Origin of the sequence: Paenibacillus amylolyticus, from assembly GCF_003719335.1 — a bacterium.
Classification (GTDB): domain Bacteria; phylum Bacillota; class Bacilli; order Paenibacillales; family Paenibacillaceae; genus Paenibacillus; species Paenibacillus amylolyticus_D.
In genome coordinates this window covers 54,617-70,987 of record NZ_RIAS01000001.1, presented here as the reverse complement: position 1 = coordinate 70,987, position 16,371 = coordinate 54,617, and the positions used below count along the sequence as shown (strand labels likewise).

Sequence of the window (16,371 nt, the reverse complement as noted above, 5' to 3'; positions counted from 1 at the left end):
GCTGTGCAGTTCGTGGCTAAAATACTGGATCGGCTTCTGTTGTTTATATACAGCATAAGCGTAGGAGCAATATCGGCAGCGGTCATCTTACTGATTAGCGGTGTGCTGCCATACGAATTGAATTACCAGCAGGAACAAAATGTTATTGTTGCGTCGATTGTCGCGGCAGCAATTTTGTTTGTCCTGAGTTTGCGTTTTTTCTACATCTCGATTCGCCGCGAGCGTGGCTCGTTACCTTCAGTGGATCAACGTACCGAGTTCGGGGACGTGCAGATTTCGATGGAGACGATTGAAAATCTCTGTCTGAAGGCCACTTCCCGTTTTCGCGGAGTACGTGACGTCAAGGCGCGCATTCGCGTGGTGGAGTCCGGACTGGAGATTAAGATTCGGGCTGTTGTGGATGGGGAGACACCTATCCCGGCTCTGACTACGGATCTGCAAAAGGCGATACATGATCATGTGCAAGAGATTACAGGCATTCCTGTTTCTTTTGTAACCGTGTATATCGCTAATGTGACCCAGTCGCCTAACTACAAGAGTCGCGTGGAATGAGGTGAGTTTCACAGATGTTGTGGAAAGAGATTTGGGATAGTTACAAGGGACGGATTCTTGGCGTAGCCTTCGGTATTCTATTAGGATTTCTTTATGTATGGATCGGTTTTTGGGATATGTTGTTCTTTGCACTTTTGGTGTTCATCGGGTATACATTTGGCAGACGAAGCGATGCGAGGCTAGGCTCGTTCATCCCTTGGGGTGAGTTACGACAATGGCTTGGAGATCGCTGGCGTCCGTTCAAATAAACCTATCAGAACCCTGCAATATGTTTCTTCCGAAAATAGAACTGTAGTTTGAGTTGCCCGATTTTCGGAGGAAACGTTTTGCAGGTTTTTTTGTGAAAAGAGATCGCAATATCAGAGAGGAGCCATGGGTATCCTGTATAGGGTAATGGAATGGTTTCCTTGAATTTTAAAATAAGCATGATGACGCTCGTGATTGAGCGCTGCAGGAGGCAGGACATGAAAAGACGTTTGGCAAGGGAAATTGCAGTACAAAGTCTGTATCAGATGGAAATGAATGAAGTGAGCGCAACTGAAGCGGTGAATATGCTGATTAACGAAGCAGCTGGAGAGAATGAAACGGAAGTTGAAATCCGTGATGAAGAAAAAATGCGCAGCTACGTTACCGAAATGGTTCAAGGTGCATGGAGTCATAAGGAAGCGATTGATGGTTTGCTTGTGGACTATTTGAAAGGCTGGCAACTGAGCCGGTTGTCGCGTGTAGACCGCCAAATTTTGCGTTTGTCCACGTATGAGATGGTGTTCCGTGATGATGTTCCAGCCAAAGTTTCGGTCAACGAAGCGATTGAACTGTCGAAGTATTTTGGTACAGATGAATCAGGCAAGTTCGTTAATGGTGTTCTTGGCCGCATGATTCAGGAAGTGGATAGCATCAAGCAAAAATTTTCCTGAGGCAACATCCTGAATGGAGTAGAGTAAACAAGCCAGCTTTTCTGTAAGGATGTATCTAGATCGTTTTATCTAATATATGTTCATATAAGGGAGAGAGTACAATGACAGCATCTATTATTAACGGTAAGGAAGTATCCCAAGAGATCCGCGCGAGCATGACTGCAGAAGTAAAACAACTTAGCGAACAGGGAGTAGTACCTGGTCTGGCTGTTGTGCTCGTAGGGGAAGATCCGGCTTCTCAAGTTTATGTGCGTAATAAGGAAAAAGCATGTCATGACCTCGGCTTTTACTCTGAAGTACATCGGTTGGATGCAAGTACATCGCAAGCGGATTTGCTAGCACTCGTGGACAAGCTGAACAATCAGAAATCCATCAATGGTATCCTTGTGCAACTTCCATTGCCTAGCCACATTGAAGAGAAAGCGGTAATCGATGCGATTGCTGTAGAGAAAGACGTAGATGGATTCCACCCAGTGAATGTGGGGAATTTGGTTATCGGTGATGACAGCTTGCTCCCATGTACACCTGCAGGTGTCATTGAATTAATTAAACGCACGGGTCTGGAAATGTCCGGTAAACACGCTGTCGTTATCGGTCGCAGTAACATTGTAGGTAAACCGGTATCCTTACTGTTGCAGCGTGAAAATGCAACCGTAACGATGTGTCATTCCCGTACAGCTAATATGAAGGAAATTACACGTCAAGCGGATATTCTGGTCGTAGCGATCGGTCGTGCTAATTTTGTGGATGCCGATTATGTTAAACCAGGTGCTGTTGTCATCGATGTCGGCATGAATCGTTTAGATAACGGAAAACTCGCAGGGGATGTAGATTTTGAAAGTGTAAAAGAAGTCTCTGGCCCAATTACACCTGTTCCTGGGGGCGTTGGTCCAATGACAATCACCATGTTGATGCAGAACACTCTGATCGCGGCAAAACGCGCTCACGGATTGGCCTAGGTAACTGTCTGTGGCAGAGCAGAAAATTTACTCTATTAAAGACCTGAACCGATATATCCGGATGAAACTGGAATCGGATCAGGTTCTGTCGGACGTCTGGCTGCGCGGAGAGATATCCAATTTCACGCATCACTCCAGCGGCCACATGTATTTTACGTTAAAGGATAAGGACAGTCGAATCAAATCCATCATGTTTGCCTCACATAATCAGCGTTTACCCTTTGTACCGAAGGAGGGTGCAAGGGTTATTGCGCGTGGTAACGTTTCGGTATACGAACGTGACGGGCAGTATCAATTTTATGCGACACATATGCAACCAGATGGTATAGGCAGTCTGTATCTGGCCTATGAGCAGTTGAAAAAGAAACTGGAGGACGAAGGATTGTTCTCTCCTGCTCGCAAAAGAGCCATTCCACGTTATCCAAATACCATTGGTGTTGTAACATCTCCTACAGGAGCGGCTGTTCGTGACATTATGATCACACTGCACCGAAGATATCCATCGGCTAAAGTTGTTTTGTACCCGGTGCTTGTTCAAGGCAAGGGGGCCGCGCCATCCATCGTCAGAGCGATAAACAACTTTAACCATATGGCTGAAGCAGATGTGCTTATTGTGGGACGGGGCGGTGGATCACTCGAAGAACTGTGGGCTTTTAACGAAGAAATTGTAGCTCGTGCCATTGCAGCTTCGACCATTCCAGTGATCTCTGCGGTTGGTCATGAAACGGACTTTACGATTGCGGATTTTGCTGCGGATTTACGTGCTGCGACACCAACGGCGGCAGCGGAACTTGCTGTGCCGAATCGTGCAGAGCTGATGGAACAGATTGCACGAAGACAGCGCCAATTACAAAACAGTCTGAAACAACGTGCTGTGTACCATCGAGAACGCCTAACTCGTCTTCAGCGTTCTCCAGTGCTGGTGCATCCGCGCAGAACGTTGATGCAACATACGGAACGTCTGGATATGCTGCATCAACGCTTGCAACGAAGTGTGAATACACGCATGAAATGGACAGGAGAAAAACAAGAACGGTTGCGAACGGCTTTACAGCGTTTTAATCCTCGGGAACAAGTGAATACAGCACGTCGGGATAATGCTGCGGCTCGTAAGCAACTTGAACTTGCGATGAGATCAATTGCACGTAGCAAGCAACAACAATGGAAGTCGCTTGTACGGCATCTCGACGCACTCAGTCCGCTGAAGGTAATGTCACGTGGTTATAGTCTAGTCTACGATGAGAAGGAACAGCAACTGATTAAATCCATAAATGATGTACAGCCGGGCGACTCGGTGAAGATCAAATTAGCGGACGGACAGCTGGACTGTCAGGTCTGGGGAATGAAGGAGGACAACAACATCCATGGCGAATGAACCGGAACTGAATTTTGAAGAGGCAATGGCGGCATTAGAAGACATCGTAGGTCAGCTGGAGCATGGGGATGTTCCTCTGGAACAAGCGATTGATTTGTTTCAGCGCGGAATGAAACTTTCCCAGTTATGCGGTTTGAAGCTTGAACAAGTGGAACGCAAGATCGAGATGATCGTAGAAGAAGATGGGGAGCTTCGCAAGAAGCCTTTTGGTACGGCTGACGAGGAGAGCGGTGAGATCAATGAGTAACCGCCTTTCATTCGAAGCTTATCTTCAGGAAGTTACTGGAGATGTTACAGAAGCGCTGAAACATACCCTTCCCGGGCATTGGGATGTGCCTCGTTCGCTCACGGAATCGATGCAGTATTCATTAATGGCTGGAGGTAAACGCCTTCGTCCACTTCTGGTCGTTGCTGCGGCGGAAGCCTTCGGTGCGGAGCGTACAGCTGCGATGCCGGTAGCCTGCGCCGTGGAGATGGTTCATACATATTCGTTGATCCACGACGACTTGCCTGCGATGGATAATGATGATTACCGTAGGGGAAAATTAACGAATCACAAAGTATATGGCGAAGCAACAGCCATTCTAGCAGGAGATGCACTGCTAACCCATGCTTTCTACAGCATTGTTCAGGCTGGACGTCAAAGCGGAGTAGATGCTTATGCTTTGTTAGCTATTGTCCAGGATTTGGCTGAACTTGCAGGAGCCAGAGGCATGGTCGGGGGGCAAGTTGCTGATATGGAAGGCGAGCAAGGAATGACTGATTTGTCTCAGCTTCAGTATATTCATCTGCATAAAACAGGTGATCTGATTGTCTTTTCCCTCCTTGCAGGTGCTCGCATCGGCGGAGCTACACCAGGACAGCTCGAGGCTCTACGCGTATTTGGCCGGGATTTAGGGCTTGCGTTCCAGATTCAGGATGACATTTTGGACTTGACGGGCGACGAGCAGAAGATGGGGAAAAAAACGCAAAGTGACGTGAATCAGCAGAAGGTAACTTATCCGTACTTCATTGGAATGGAAGCTTCCGTTGCCGAAGTGAATTCCCTCACGCAATCGGCTAAAGATGCACTTGAACGAGCGCAATTGCCGGATGCTTCGCGGTTAATGGAGATTGCCGATTATCTGATGAGTCGTGACCATTAACATTTAACGAAGCAGGCTGATTCAATGTGAAATGAACGGTGTAATGATAGTAATGGCCTATTCATGCCAATAAACGAAAAAGTCCTTTCATCATTGGGGAGTACATAATTATAGAGCTTCGGATATGAATCGTAAGCGAACGATTCGTGATCGGCTGAAGTGGCTGTAAATTATGATTCTTGTTCGTTTATGGTATAATGATTCAATGTTATTCAATCCATTACACTCAATAAATGATATACATCTAATAAACAAACAACATTCTAGGAAAGCGGGGAGATTCTCGTGCTGCTTCCACAAATTAAACAACCCAGTGATCTAAAGGTGATGTCCCAGGATGATCTTGTCCTGTTGTCGGCAGAGATCCGCCAGTTTCTGATTGAGAAGCTGTCTGCTACAGGTGGGCATCTTGCACCGAACTTAGGAGTGGTTGAGCTCACCGTGGCCCTGCACTACTGCTACAACAGTCCGACGGATAAAATGATTTTTGACGTAGGACACCAGGCTTATGTGCATAAAGTTTTGACGGGCCGGATGGATCGCTTTGATACGCTGCGCCAACAGAACGGATTATGCGGATTTGTCAAACGGAACGAAAGTGAACATGACGTATGGGAAGCTGGCCACAGTAGTACTTCATTGTCTGCTGCTATGGGTATGGCTATGGCTCGTGATCTGAAAGGTGAGGATAATCAGGTCATTGCCATCATTGGAGACGGAGCGCTTACAGGCGGTATGGCGTTTGAAGCTCTGAACCATATCGGACATGAACAGCGTAAGCTGATGGTTATTCTAAATGATAATGAAATGTCTATCGCACCCAATGTGGGAGCCATGCATAAATACTTAAGTAAAATTCGTTCAGATCGTCATTACTTGAAAGCTAAAGATGATGTGGAAGGTATTCTCAAAAAAATTCCGGCCATTGGTGATCGTCTGGCAAAATCGGCGAGCTGGATTAAGGATAGTGTCAAATATATGATGGTTCCTGGTGTTCTTTTTGAAGAACTGGGTTTCACGTATTTAGGCCCGATTGACGGGCATGACATTCCGCAACTGATAGAGGCTTTCAAACAGGCTGACAATGTGGATGGTCCTGTAATGGTTCATGTGCTTACAACCAAAGGTAAGGGTTATCAGCCTGCTGAGGCGGATTCGCATAAGTGGCACGGAATATCGCCATATAAAATTGAATCAGGTCAAGTGCTCAAAGCAGTTGGAAAACCGATGTATACCGAAGTATTCGGTCAAACGCTGGTTGAACTTGCAAAAGAGGATAAACGGATCGTTGCGGTTACGCCTGCGATGCCAACAGGTTCAGGTCTAATTCCTTTCAGCAAAGAGTTTCCGGATCGCATGATTGATGTGGGGATCGCGGAACAGCATGCAGCTACGATGTGTGCGGCACTGGCGATGGAAGGGCTAAAACCTGTCTATGCGGTGTACTCTACGTTCATGCAACGTGCATATGATCAGATTGTTCACGATATCTGTCGTCATAATGCAAATGTTATATTTGCAATTGACCGCGCTGGATTTGTTGGACCTGACGGTGAGACCCATCAGGGAGTATACGATGTTGCGTTTATGCGTCACATTCCCAATATCGTACTTATGATGCCAAAAGATGAGAATGAACTGCGCCATATGATGAAAACGGCGCTGGATTATAATGAAGGTCCGATTGCGTATCGTTACCCGCGTAACAATGTGGTCGGCGTACCATTGGATGACGTGTTAGTTCCGATTCCAATCGGATCCTGGGAACAGCTGCGTCCAGCTGAAGGGTACGCGATAATCGCCTCGGGTTCCATGGTTCAGCTGGCTGAGGAAGTTGCAGATACGGTGAAAAGGGAAGGGATAAATACTGGAGTTATCAATGCTCGTTTCCTCAAACCATTGGACGAACAGATGCTGCGTGATTTGGCTGTCCGGGGGACAAAGCTAATAGTGCTTGAAGAAACCTCTCAGGCAGGTAGCATGGGAAGTGCGGTATTGGAATTTTATGCTGAGCAAGGTATACATGATGTTCATGTACATCTGATGGGCATCCCTGATCGATTTATCGAACATGGCAGCATCAAGGAACAACGTGAAGAAGTTGGTCTGACGGTGGAGAATGTAAGTGCCGAATTACGCAAAATGGCCGTGCAATCTTCATACGGAATGTCCAAAACACGTTTCCCTTCCTAACATTAGAATGATTAGCGGATAGGAGAAAGACATGTCACTCCCGAAAGAACGAATCGATGTGCTGCTGGTGGAACAGGGCTACTACGAAAGCCGTGAGAAGGCAAAGGCTGCGATTATGGCTGGACTTGTGTATGCTAATAATGAACCGATTGAAAAAGCAGGCATGAAAATTCCAAGGGATGCTCAGCTGAAGGTAAAAGGTTCAGTGCATCCTTATGTAGGCAGAGGTGGACTAAAGCTTGAAAAAGCGATTCGTCATTTCAACCTGAATATGAATGATCTTGTTATGTTGGATATTGGTTCATCCACGGGTGGTTTTACGGATTGTGCTCTTCAACATGGTGCATCCCACGTATACGCCATTGATGTGGGGTATAATCAACTGGACTGGTCACTGCGTAATGATGAACGGGTCACTGTAATGGAACGTACCAATTTCCGTTATGTCACACCTGAGGATCTGAGTGGTCCTGTGCCAAACTTTGCAAGCATTGACGTATCCTTTATTTCTTTGCGAATTATACTTCCACCACTGCTGGCTCTGTTGCAGCGGCCTGCGGATATTGTGGCTCTAATTAAACCACAGTTTGAGGCCGGGCGAGATAAAGTGGGTAAATCTGGTGTTGTCCGGGACACGAAGGTACACAGGGATGTATTGCAGACCATGCTTCAATTTGCGAGTCAACTTGGATTAAACCTGAGAGGTCTGACCTTCTCGCCAATTACGGGCGGGGAGGGAAATATCGAATTTCTCGCACACTGGCGTCTGGAAGCACCAGAGGCCGCACAACCAGAGAACGACGAGGCTTCACTTGATGCACTTGCAGAGCAGGTGGCCAAAGAAGCCGCTCATACTTTTACGGGAAACTCATCATAGGATGAGTTTCTTTTCGCTGGAAAGATATTCGGAGACAAAGGAAAACGGGTGTTCGATCTCGAATATATCACTTGAGGTGAGCGGTAATGGATGGTCAATATGACACAATCGTTATTGGTGTGTTTGCTGTCTGTTTAATCGTATGGTTGTTTCTCGGACTGCGTAGCTGGCTGAATCGACCGATTCCGGTAAGCTTGGCCGGATTGAGACTTAATGAAAACATACAAGATTCTCCTGCTCTGACTTTACTTGAGGCACATGGATATGACGTGATCGGTGGAAAAATGAAAGTACCTTTAGCCTTTGAAGCCGATAATTCCGTATTATACAGCAGGTTGTTTATTGATTATGTTGCTGAACGGGAGGATGCAAGGTATTTGGTCAAAACTTCGCGTCGCAGACAGCCGCTTGAACGAAGCGGACCTGCCATAAGAGATCGCTTTCTTCCCTATTTATTATTGTACCCTGGATGTGAAGGATTGCTTTATGTAGATCTGGAGGATTCCGATATAATGGTAATCAGGCTTATGGATTATCAAGAAGACGTGTATGATGGAGAGGATATGGATTAATATATAATAAGCATTAAATATGGCATGATACAGCATTGCGGTAAAGGTCAAGTCAAGGCCGCATCTTTGCAATATATTTTTAATTGGAGGCATATATGAAAGGACAACGACATATCAAGATTCGTGAAATTATTAGTCAAAATGAAATAGAGACCCAGGATGATCTGGTTGAAGCATTGCGTCAAGCGGGTTTTCAAGTGACACAAGCAACGGTATCGCGGGATATTAAAGAGCTTCTTTTAATCAAAATTCCAATGGATGATGGACGATATAAATATTCCCTCCCAACCGATCAGCGCTATAATCCGATTCAAAAGCTCAAGCGTGCTCTCGTTGATAATTTCCTGCACATTGATCACACCAACAATCTTGTGGTGATGAAATGTTTGCCGGGAACAGCGAACTCCATTGCAGCATTGCTTGACAACATTGAGTGGACTGAAGTGATGGGCACGATCTGTGGAGATGATACGATCCTTATTATTTGCCGTACAGAAGACAATAGCGTCACTGTCATTGAGCGCATCATGGGATATATTGCTTAAATCAGCCGGAGGTGTTTTTGCAGATGTTAGTTACATTATCAATTCGCAATCTCGCCGTGGTGGAAGAAGTCGATGTGGTCTTTCATCCGGGATTTCATGTGTTGTCTGGGGAAACCGGTGCAGGTAAATCCATTATCATCGATGCTCTGGGCTTGATCGCGGGGGGGCGAAGTTCAGCAGATCTGATCCGGTACGGATGTGACAAAGCAGAGATGGAAGCGCTGTTTGAGATGGAGCCAAGCCACCCGGTGTGGAGTACGCTGGAGCAGCTGGGCATTCATTGTGAGCCGGAGGAACATCTGGTGATTCGGCGTGAATTGAACACGCAGGGTAAAAGTACATCACGGATTAACGGACAGCTTGTGAATTTGACAATGCTGCGCGAAGTGGGCGAGAAGCTGATCAATATTCACGGTCAACATGAGCATCAGAGTCTGCTTCGTGCAGAAAGTCATCTCGGACTGCTTGATACGTATGGCTCCGGTATTATCGGCCCCGTCAAAGCTAAATATCAGGAGCGATACAGCAAATTTATTGCAGCGGAGAAGGAATTACGAGCGCTACAAGAGTCAAGCCAGCGGGCTTACCAACTGCTTGATATGTACCGTTTTCAACTGGAAGAGATCGCTGCAGCCAGTCTTACCCGAGGAGAAGATGAATTACTTGGCGAAGAACGGGTCAAACTATCCCATAGCGAGAAAATGATGGACAGTGTTTCTGGTGCATACGAATTACTAAGTGGACAACGCGGATTAGAAGCAATAAGCATCGCGTTATCCCAAATTGAAGATATCTCTGGATATGACAGTAAAAGATTACAGCCGATTGTAGAGCAACTGCAGTCTGCTTTTTATCAATTGGAAGACGTCACCTTTCAACTGCGTGATTATCGGGAACGAATCGAATTTAACCCTGGCAGACTGGAAGAGGTAGAACAGCGATTAAATCTGATTTCTGGACTAAGACGTAAATATGGAGACAGTGTAGAACTCATTTTGAATTATTATGAACAGATCAGTCATGAGACCGACCAGCTTGAGAACAAAGATGAGCGCTTGGAAAAGCTTCGCACGGAGCGTGACAAATTGCTTGTGCTTGTGATGGAATCGGCTGAAGAGTTAAGCAAAGTGCGCAAACAATGTGCGGAGGAACTGGCTGCTCAGGTAGAAAGTGAGCTCAAGGATCTGCAGATGGAACGAACATCACTGCGTGTTCAGATCGTGCCTGCGGAAGATCCAAAGGGAATTGAATGGAATGGACGTCGTATCAGGTTCAGTCGCCAAGGTGCGGACAATGCGGAATTTCTGATCTCTCCTAATCCAGGTGAGCCTCTTCGGCCGCTAGGCAAAATTGCTTCGGGCGGAGAATTATCCAGAATCATGCTGGCGATGAAGAGCATATTTGCTCGTCATGACCGCATTCCGGTATTGATTTTTGACGAGGTGGATACAGGGGTTAGCGGCCGGGCAGCACAATCCATTGCAGAGAAGCTTCATCGTCTGTCTTCGACGTGTCAGGTATTCTCCATTACACACTTGCCGCAAGTAGCTTGTATGGCGGATCATCAGTATTTGATTGAGAAACATGTCTACGACGGGCGTACGATGACTCAAGTCGAATCGCTGTCTGAGGAAGGCCGAGTGAAGGAATTGGCGCGTATGCTCGGTGGTGTGGAAATTACAGAAAAAACATTGCATCATGCGCAAGAAATGCTGAATCTGGCGGAAGCCAAAAAAGGGTGAAACGGACGGCTGGCGTAATGATTGACAGTAATAAAAGCCTGGGGGCAGGGTTATCTTATAGGTACGCAATTGGCGACCACCTTTCGTCAAGCGAAAGAAGCAAAGGGAGTGTGACAGCCATTGAATTCCCCCCTCAGGAAAAAATTGCTAGGTCTTTTATTTGCCTTCTTTCTATGTGTACTTAGCCAGGTTGTACAGCCGATGCAGAGTTATGCTTCTCTGCCTGATGAAGTGCAGGTCTTCGCAGGCAGGCAGGCAGACGTCAGGCTGGCAGTACCAGCCGCTTCAAGCGCTGTCGTAGATCGACCTGATATCGTGGGATTGGATCATCAGTCTGCGCTCAAGGTTACTCGTCAGGAACCTTTACATCTTCATCCTCAGCAGACGGGACGTGCTAAACTAACCTTGAAGTTATGGGGAAAAATTCCCGTTAAAACGGTTAATGTAAACGTAATTCCTGATCTGCGTGTTGTTCCAGGGGGTCAAACGATTGGCGTCAAAGTTAAATCTGCAGGTATCCTGGTTGTAGGGCATCATCTCGTTCGTTCTAATCCGGATGAACAAAAATCACCAGGTGAAGCGGCAGGGATCAAATTAGGTGACCTGATTACACATATGGATGGCAAACGTCTGGATGGTGTAGCGGGTGTGTCCGAGGCCGTAGAACTTGCTGGTAAACGTAATCAAGGTATTGATGTTGTGCTAAAACGGGGCAATGAAACCATTAAAACCAAGTTAACCCCGGCGTATGATGCAGAAGATAAAGCCTGGAGACTTGGATTGTACATTCGAGACTCGGCAGCTGGTGTAGGTACGCTTACCTTCTACGCACCTGATCAAGGTGTTTATGGGGCATTGGGTCATGTCATTACGGACATGAATACTCAAACCTCTATCGTTGTAGGCAGTGGACAAATTGTACAGTCTAATGTAACGTCCATCTCCAAAAGTGAAACAGGCGATCCGGGTGAAAAACGAGCCCATTTTCTTAAAGAAAGCAAAATTTTAGGGAACATTGAGCGTAATACGGCTTTTGGTATCTTCGGTAAAATGTCTCAGAATCCGGAACATAGTTTGTATTCACAAGGAATTCCTGTCGCTTTTTCACATGAAGTGAAGGAGGGGCCGGCTGAAATTTTGACTGTGGTGGATGGGCAACAGGTTGAACGATTCAGCATCGATATTGTGCATGTGGCCGATCAATCGGAGCCAGCGACAAAAGGATTGGTTTTGCGTATTACAGACCCTAAACTGATCGATAAAACGGGTGGCATCGTACAAGGAATGAGTGGAAGCCCGATCGTTCAAGATGGCAAGCTTATTGGTGCAGTGACTCATGTCTTTGTGAATGATCCAAAATCAGGTTATGGATGCTTCATTGAATGGATGCTCCAAGATGCTGGTGTGATGATGAAAAAAGATCAAGCGAAAAACCTTAAGGCTGGTTAAACAGCTTTAAGGTTTTTTTGTCGAAAGTAAACATATTATATCGTATGCTGAAATAAAATATTTATTATAAAGGATCAAGAAAAAAAAATAAAGAAAAATAATTTTCGACAGAAGGAATTTCACTTGGCGTGTCGAAAATTTAACGTGTAAGGAAATGTACGAAATTGTAAAATACGAGGTTTTAAATAAAAGGAGGATACCGTTTTGCAAAAAATTGAGGTATTGCTGGCCGATGATAACCGTGAATTTACAAATTTGCTCGCCGAATATATATCCGAACAGGAAGATATGGAAGTAACCGGTATTGCATACAACGGTGAAGAAGTACTGCAACTGCTGGAACAAACTCGGGATGTACCGGATGTATTAATTCTGGATATTATCATGCCTCATCTGGATGGACTCGGAGTGTTGGAGCGTCTGCGCGGCTTGAACCTGTCTCCGCAGCCTAAAGTAATTATGCTCACTGCATTCGGCCAGGAAAACATTACACAGCGTGCTGTGCAACTCGGAGCTTCCTATTACATTCTCAAGCCATTTGACATGGAGGTACTGGCGAATCGTGTACGTCAGCTTGTCGGGACGCAAACGACAATGTCTACAAGCAGCGGTTCTTCTTCTTCCTCCATGTATATCAATAAATCTAATGTTGTACCGATGGGCAAACACAAAAATCTAGATGCCAGTATTACGTCAATCATACATGAAATCGGAGTTCCTGCGCATATTAAAGGATATCAGTATTTGCGTGAAGCCATCACGATGGTATACAACAATATCGAAATCTTGGGTGCCATCACCAAAACATTGTACCCAGCGATTGCCGAAAAATTCAAAACGACGCCGTCCCGCGTCGAACGTGCCATCCGTCACGCGATTGAAGTGGCATGGACACGCGGCAACATCGACAGCATCAGCCACCTGTTTGGTTACACCATCAACATCAGCAAGTCGAAACCGACGAACTCGGAATTCATCGCGATGGTCGCTGACAAGCTGAGAATTGAGCATAAGGTTAGCTGAAAGGATAAGCTGTAAGATTTTTAGGATATTAAGGACTATTACGTTTAGTTGCGGCTATAAAAAATAAGCCGATAATATCGGATAAATAATACAACAAAAACCACTTGTTTATGGGATTTCTACATTCACATAAACAAGTGGTATTTCTTATCGACAAATTTATGCTTTGTATCAGTTCGAAAAATCTTTTCCGCAAGACATCGGCTTCCTTTGTTTGGCGTATGATTTACAAAATCTGGCGAAGGTCAAGCCAAATCAAGTTTATATTTATTTCAAAAAAAGAGAAAATTCTCAACGTAAATTAAATAAAACTGACACCGTAAGATTAACGACGTCAGTTCGAGACATAAATGTTTTACAATGTTTTGAATTGAGATATTAAAATCAGAATTCAATGAGATGTTCTTTTCTTTTTATCCTTGTATCCATGATGTAACAGCAATGGATGATGGCTTTGGTTCAAGATATGTTGCTCCACCCAAAAGCGTATCACCGAAGAGCCCTTTTTGATAAACTTGACCATACGTTGATTTATAAATTGGATAGCCAACTCCTATACCTGTTTTACCTCCGGGGACATTCATAGGAACCATTACGGATGTGGATACGCCAATTTGTTCATTAAGGCTACGACCAAACTCAGCCGCAACAAACTCTTTAACTCCGAGGCTGAGAGAAGTTTGTACCTCTACTGATACACTTTCGTTTGCAGCTATCGAAATTTCTACACCATTGCATGACTGAGTTTTCGGTTTATTGCAAAAGTGTTTACCTCTTGCAATTTCAGTCCAACCATCAACACTTTGGGTTGGACTTTTTACAAGTTTGAAACCCCAAATGTTCTGTGGACTAATAGAGTCATCTTGCTCTTTTACAAGATCTCGAGGGTTATCAGATTCATTGTTTACTATTTGAATCGAAACCAACTTTGCGCTTTCGGAAGGCTTTTCAAGTCCGTATTTCTCAATAAGTTCTTCCTGATTATTTTCTGTAGCGTAAACAGTGGTGTTTTCTTTAATTGGTTCCCCATTTAGGTAAACATAGCCATAGATTTCACCAGAATTTACGGGGATCAACTCTTTTTCGGAAGCACTGGCTAGACTGTAAAAAGTAGCAGATATAGCCAAGACTGAAGAAGCGAGGACCAGAGATAATTTCTTCTTCAATTTTTTAGTCCCCCTTTTAATATTATGTACTAATAATATCCAATTGGAATGGTATATTCAACATATATTTGTAAATATAATTAATCTTTTGGAAGTAAAAAGAGTCAACCTATTAAGTTTCATTAAAATGATTTTTCCACATAATATATTGACTAACGTTAAATTATATAGAAGTGTATAAACTGCTACCCAGCTATTGCCGAAAAAATTCAAAATGATGCAGTTCACATCGAACTTGCGATCCGTCACGCCATTGAACTGGCATGGACTCGAGGGCATCAGTGACAGCATTAGCCACCTGGATGTTTTGCTAAAGCCCAATAAATATCCGAATTTTTAGTGTATTTCTATATTTGATTTAATAGACATTACAAACTAACATTTTGAACAACACGAAAAAGTGTAAATGTGACTTATTACCTAAAAAGTTTACAGATTTAAGCAAAGCATTGGTGTTTTTCGAAAAAATTTACCTGAAGTTAACGCTTTTTTAGGTAAAAAGTGGTACGATGTGACCACGGATAGATCAAAAGTGACATGGTTGATGATATGGCGAGGGGTTGATTTATGTGTTTACTCAAATAGGTGAAATTGCTGAACCGATTCCAGTCGTACTGCCAGAAACCAAGTGTGATGCCTTATATCAACTGTTTAAATCGAATCCAAATCTGGAGGGTGTAGCGGTTGAAGGGAAAAAAGGAATTTCATTGATGATGCGAACACGTTTTTTTCAACAGATCGGCTCACAATATGGTTACAATCTCTACATGGGGCGTCCTGTGAAGCTGCTTATGAACGTAAACGCACTGGTCGTAGATTATTCGGAACAGATTACAGATGTCAGCGTGGCGGCGATGAAGCGTGAAGAAGCGGATCTGTATGATCTAGTTTTGGTAACATCTGGAGATCGATTCCATGGGGCAGTGAGTATTCGGCGATTATTGCTGGCGGTTGCGGATGTTCGAGCGGAAATGGCTATATTTATGAATCCGTTAACAGGGCTTCCCGGCAATCGAATCATAGATGATCGATTAGTTCAGGTGCTTAAACAGGATCAGTTCAGTGTTCTATACATTGATCTGGATCAGTTCAAATCGTATAACGATAGTTATGGTTTCAAATTGGGGGACGAGCTTATCCAAGCAACGGCTACTTTACTCCGTGAGCATTTTGGGGTAGCAGAGGCTTTTCTTGGACATATCGGCGGGGATGATTTTATCGCAATCCTGAACCACCATCAGTATAAGCGGATCTGTGAAGAAGTCATTTCCCAGTTTGAAGAGTTGAAGAAAAATTTCTACAACGAACAGGACTGGAACAATCAGTATGTGATGGGTGAAGGCCGCTCGGGCTTGAATCGACCTATTCCATTAGTGTCCGTATCCATTGCTGTTGTAACCAATCTATATCAACGATATGAAAATATTAATCAAATTATTGATGAAGCTACACGTGTGAAAAAAAGCTGCAAATCCATCAATGGCAGCATCATTTGTTCGAATGACATGGAGGGGGAGGCTGTGCGGGCCTAGTTGTGCCTAAACTTAGATACTACATAAGTTAATGTTAACGGTTTAGAGGAGAATTAATCATATTGAAATTGAAGCTTAAATCCATGCAAATCAAATGAGCCTGAATCACTGTCAATGGTGAATGACAAAAAAACGCCGAGATTTGGAGAATACGTCCCAAAAAACAGCGGTTGTCTAATTAGATGGATCGATCAAAAGAATCACAAGATGTGAAGCAATGAAGGATCGTTAGGTGATATAAAAGGTAATATTAAAACCGTCTCACAATATGTATATTTTCTTTACAGGTCTACATCCGTTTAGGTCTAACCATAATTCACCTTC

Annotated in this window: 16 protein-coding genes and 1 pseudogene; 16 read left to right on the top strand and 1 reads right to left on the bottom strand. The window is 44.5% G+C overall.

Annotation, left to right across the window (positions count from 1 at the left end; all coding sequences use genetic code 11):
• The first annotated feature begins 12 nt into the window (after positions 1 to 12).
• From amaP to spo0A, 14 genes are all read left to right on the top strand, one after another.
• Positions 13 to 552, top strand: coding sequence for an alkaline shock response membrane anchor protein AmaP (gene amaP, locus EC604_RS00365; RefSeq protein WP_090922517.1), 540 nt, complete (start codon positions 13 to 15; stop codon positions 550 to 552).
• A 14-nt stretch (positions 553 to 566) separates the two neighbouring features.
• Positions 567 to 800: a DUF2273 domain-containing protein gene (locus EC604_RS00360; protein WP_123062256.1), complete on the top strand. Its 234-nt coding sequence runs from the start codon at positions 567 to 569 to the stop codon at positions 798 to 800.
• A 216-nt stretch (positions 801 to 1,016) separates the two neighbouring features.
• Positions 1,017 to 1,469, top strand: a complete 453-nt coding sequence (gene nusB / locus EC604_RS00355) for a transcription antitermination factor NusB (protein WP_123062255.1) — start codon at positions 1,017 to 1,019, stop codon at positions 1,467 to 1,469.
• Between the two features lie 101 nt (positions 1,470 to 1,570).
• Complete coding sequence (gene folD / locus EC604_RS00350) at positions 1,571 to 2,428, top strand: bifunctional methylenetetrahydrofolate dehydrogenase/methenyltetrahydrofolate cyclohydrolase FolD (protein ID WP_123062254.1); 858 nt, start codon at positions 1,571 to 1,573, stop codon at positions 2,426 to 2,428.
• Positions 2,429 to 2,438: 10 nt separating this feature from the next.
• On the top strand, positions 2,439 to 3,803 hold the full coding sequence (gene xseA / locus EC604_RS00345) for an exodeoxyribonuclease VII large subunit (protein WP_123062253.1): 1,365 nt from the start codon (positions 2,439 to 2,441) through the stop codon (positions 3,801 to 3,803).
• Positions 3,793 to 4,050 (top strand): exodeoxyribonuclease VII small subunit, encoded by a 258-nt coding sequence (xseB, locus tag EC604_RS00340; RefSeq protein WP_090922507.1) that lies wholly within the window; start codon positions 3,793 to 3,795, stop codon positions 4,048 to 4,050. The genes xseA and xseB overlap by 11 nt, the downstream gene beginning before the upstream one ends.
• Positions 4,043 to 4,948, top strand: coding sequence for a polyprenyl synthetase family protein (locus tag EC604_RS00335; RefSeq protein ID WP_123062252.1), 906 nt, complete (start codon positions 4,043 to 4,045; stop codon positions 4,946 to 4,948). The genes xseB and EC604_RS00335 overlap by 8 nt, the downstream gene beginning before the upstream one ends.
• A 285-nt stretch (positions 4,949 to 5,233) precedes the next feature.
• Positions 5,234 to 7,141, top strand: coding sequence for a 1-deoxy-D-xylulose-5-phosphate synthase (gene dxs, locus EC604_RS00330; RefSeq protein ID WP_123062251.1), 1,908 nt, complete (start codon positions 5,234 to 5,236; stop codon positions 7,139 to 7,141).
• A 31-nt stretch (positions 7,142 to 7,172) separates the two neighbouring features.
• Entirely contained in the window at positions 7,173 to 8,018 is an 846-nt protein-coding gene (locus EC604_RS00325; protein WP_123062250.1) for a TlyA family RNA methyltransferase, read from the top strand.
• Between the two features lie 86 nt (positions 8,019 to 8,104).
• A complete protein-coding gene (locus EC604_RS00320) occupies positions 8,105 to 8,590 on the top strand; it encodes a hypothetical protein (protein WP_123062249.1) in 486 nt (161 codons plus the stop codon).
• Between the two features lie 95 nt (positions 8,591 to 8,685).
• Positions 8,686 to 9,135 carry a transcriptional regulator AhrC/ArgR gene (gene ahrC / locus EC604_RS00315; RefSeq protein ID WP_090922497.1) on the top strand — a complete coding sequence of 150 codons (450 nt, stop codon included), beginning with the start codon at positions 8,686 to 8,688 and terminating at the stop codon, positions 9,133 to 9,135.
• Between the two features lie 23 nt (positions 9,136 to 9,158).
• A complete protein-coding gene (gene recN, locus EC604_RS00310) occupies positions 9,159 to 10,877 on the top strand; it encodes a DNA repair protein RecN (protein WP_123062248.1) in 1,719 nt (572 codons plus the stop codon).
• 120 nt (positions 10,878 to 10,997) lie between these two features.
• Positions 10,998 to 12,326 carry a SpoIVB peptidase gene (gene spoIVB, locus EC604_RS00305; protein WP_123062247.1) on the top strand — a complete coding sequence of 443 codons (1,329 nt, stop codon included), beginning with the start codon at positions 10,998 to 11,000 and terminating at the stop codon, positions 12,324 to 12,326.
• A 204-nt stretch (positions 12,327 to 12,530) separates the two neighbouring features.
• On the top strand, positions 12,531 to 13,349 hold the full coding sequence (gene spo0A / locus EC604_RS00300) for a sporulation transcription factor Spo0A (protein ID WP_123062246.1): 819 nt from the start codon (positions 12,531 to 12,533) through the stop codon (positions 13,347 to 13,349).
• A gap of 413 nt (positions 13,350 to 13,762) precedes the next feature.
• Here spo0A and EC604_RS00295 read toward each other — a convergent pair whose 3' ends face one another.
• On the bottom strand, positions 13,763 to 14,515 hold the full coding sequence (locus EC604_RS00295) for a hypothetical protein (protein ID WP_123062245.1): 753 nt from the start codon (positions 14,513 to 14,515) through the stop codon (positions 13,763 to 13,765).
• A gap of 186 nt (positions 14,516 to 14,701) precedes the next feature.
• On the opposite strand from EC604_RS00295, the pseudogene EC604_RS30935 reads away from it, so the two are divergent.
• Together EC604_RS30935 and EC604_RS00285 are read left to right on the top strand one after the other, a co-directional pair.
• A pseudogene (locus EC604_RS30935) lies at positions 14,702 to 14,816 on the top strand (sporulation initiation factor Spo0A C-terminal domain-containing protein); the annotation flags it as partial.
• Positions 14,817 to 15,084: 268 nt separating this feature from the next.
• Positions 15,085 to 16,047, top strand: coding sequence for a GGDEF domain-containing protein (locus tag EC604_RS00285; RefSeq protein ID WP_123062244.1), 963 nt, complete (start codon positions 15,085 to 15,087; stop codon positions 16,045 to 16,047).
• Positions 16,048 to 16,371 lie beyond the last annotated feature (324 nt).

Excerpts from the sequence above, each read along its gene's own strand:
- recN (WP_123062248.1), top strand. The coding sequence starts at position 9,159 with ATGTTAGTTACATTATCAATTCGCAATCTCGCCGTGGTGGAAGAAGTC.
- EC604_RS00325 (WP_123062250.1), top strand. The coding sequence starts at position 7,173 with ATGTCACTCCCGAAAGAACGAATCGATGTGCTGCTGGTGGAACAGGGC.
- EC604_RS00320 (WP_123062249.1), top strand. The coding sequence starts at position 8,105 with ATGGATGGTCAATATGACACAATCGTTATTGGTGTGTTTGCTGTCTGT.
- folD (WP_123062254.1), top strand. The coding sequence starts at position 1,571 with ATGACAGCATCTATTATTAACGGTAAGGAAGTATCCCAAGAGATCCGC.
- ahrC (WP_090922497.1), top strand. The coding sequence starts at position 8,686 with ATGAAAGGACAACGACATATCAAGATTCGTGAAATTATTAGTCAAAAT.
- EC604_RS00335 (WP_123062252.1), top strand. The coding sequence starts at position 4,043 with ATGAGTAACCGCCTTTCATTCGAAGCTTATCTTCAGGAAGTTACTGGA.
- EC604_RS00360 (WP_123062256.1), top strand. The coding sequence starts at position 567 with ATGTTGTGGAAAGAGATTTGGGATAGTTACAAGGGACGGATTCTTGGC.
- xseB (WP_090922507.1), top strand. The coding sequence starts at position 3,793 with ATGGCGAATGAACCGGAACTGAATTTTGAAGAGGCAATGGCGGCATTA.
- nusB (WP_123062255.1), top strand. The coding sequence starts at position 1,017 with ATGAAAAGACGTTTGGCAAGGGAAATTGCAGTACAAAGTCTGTATCAG.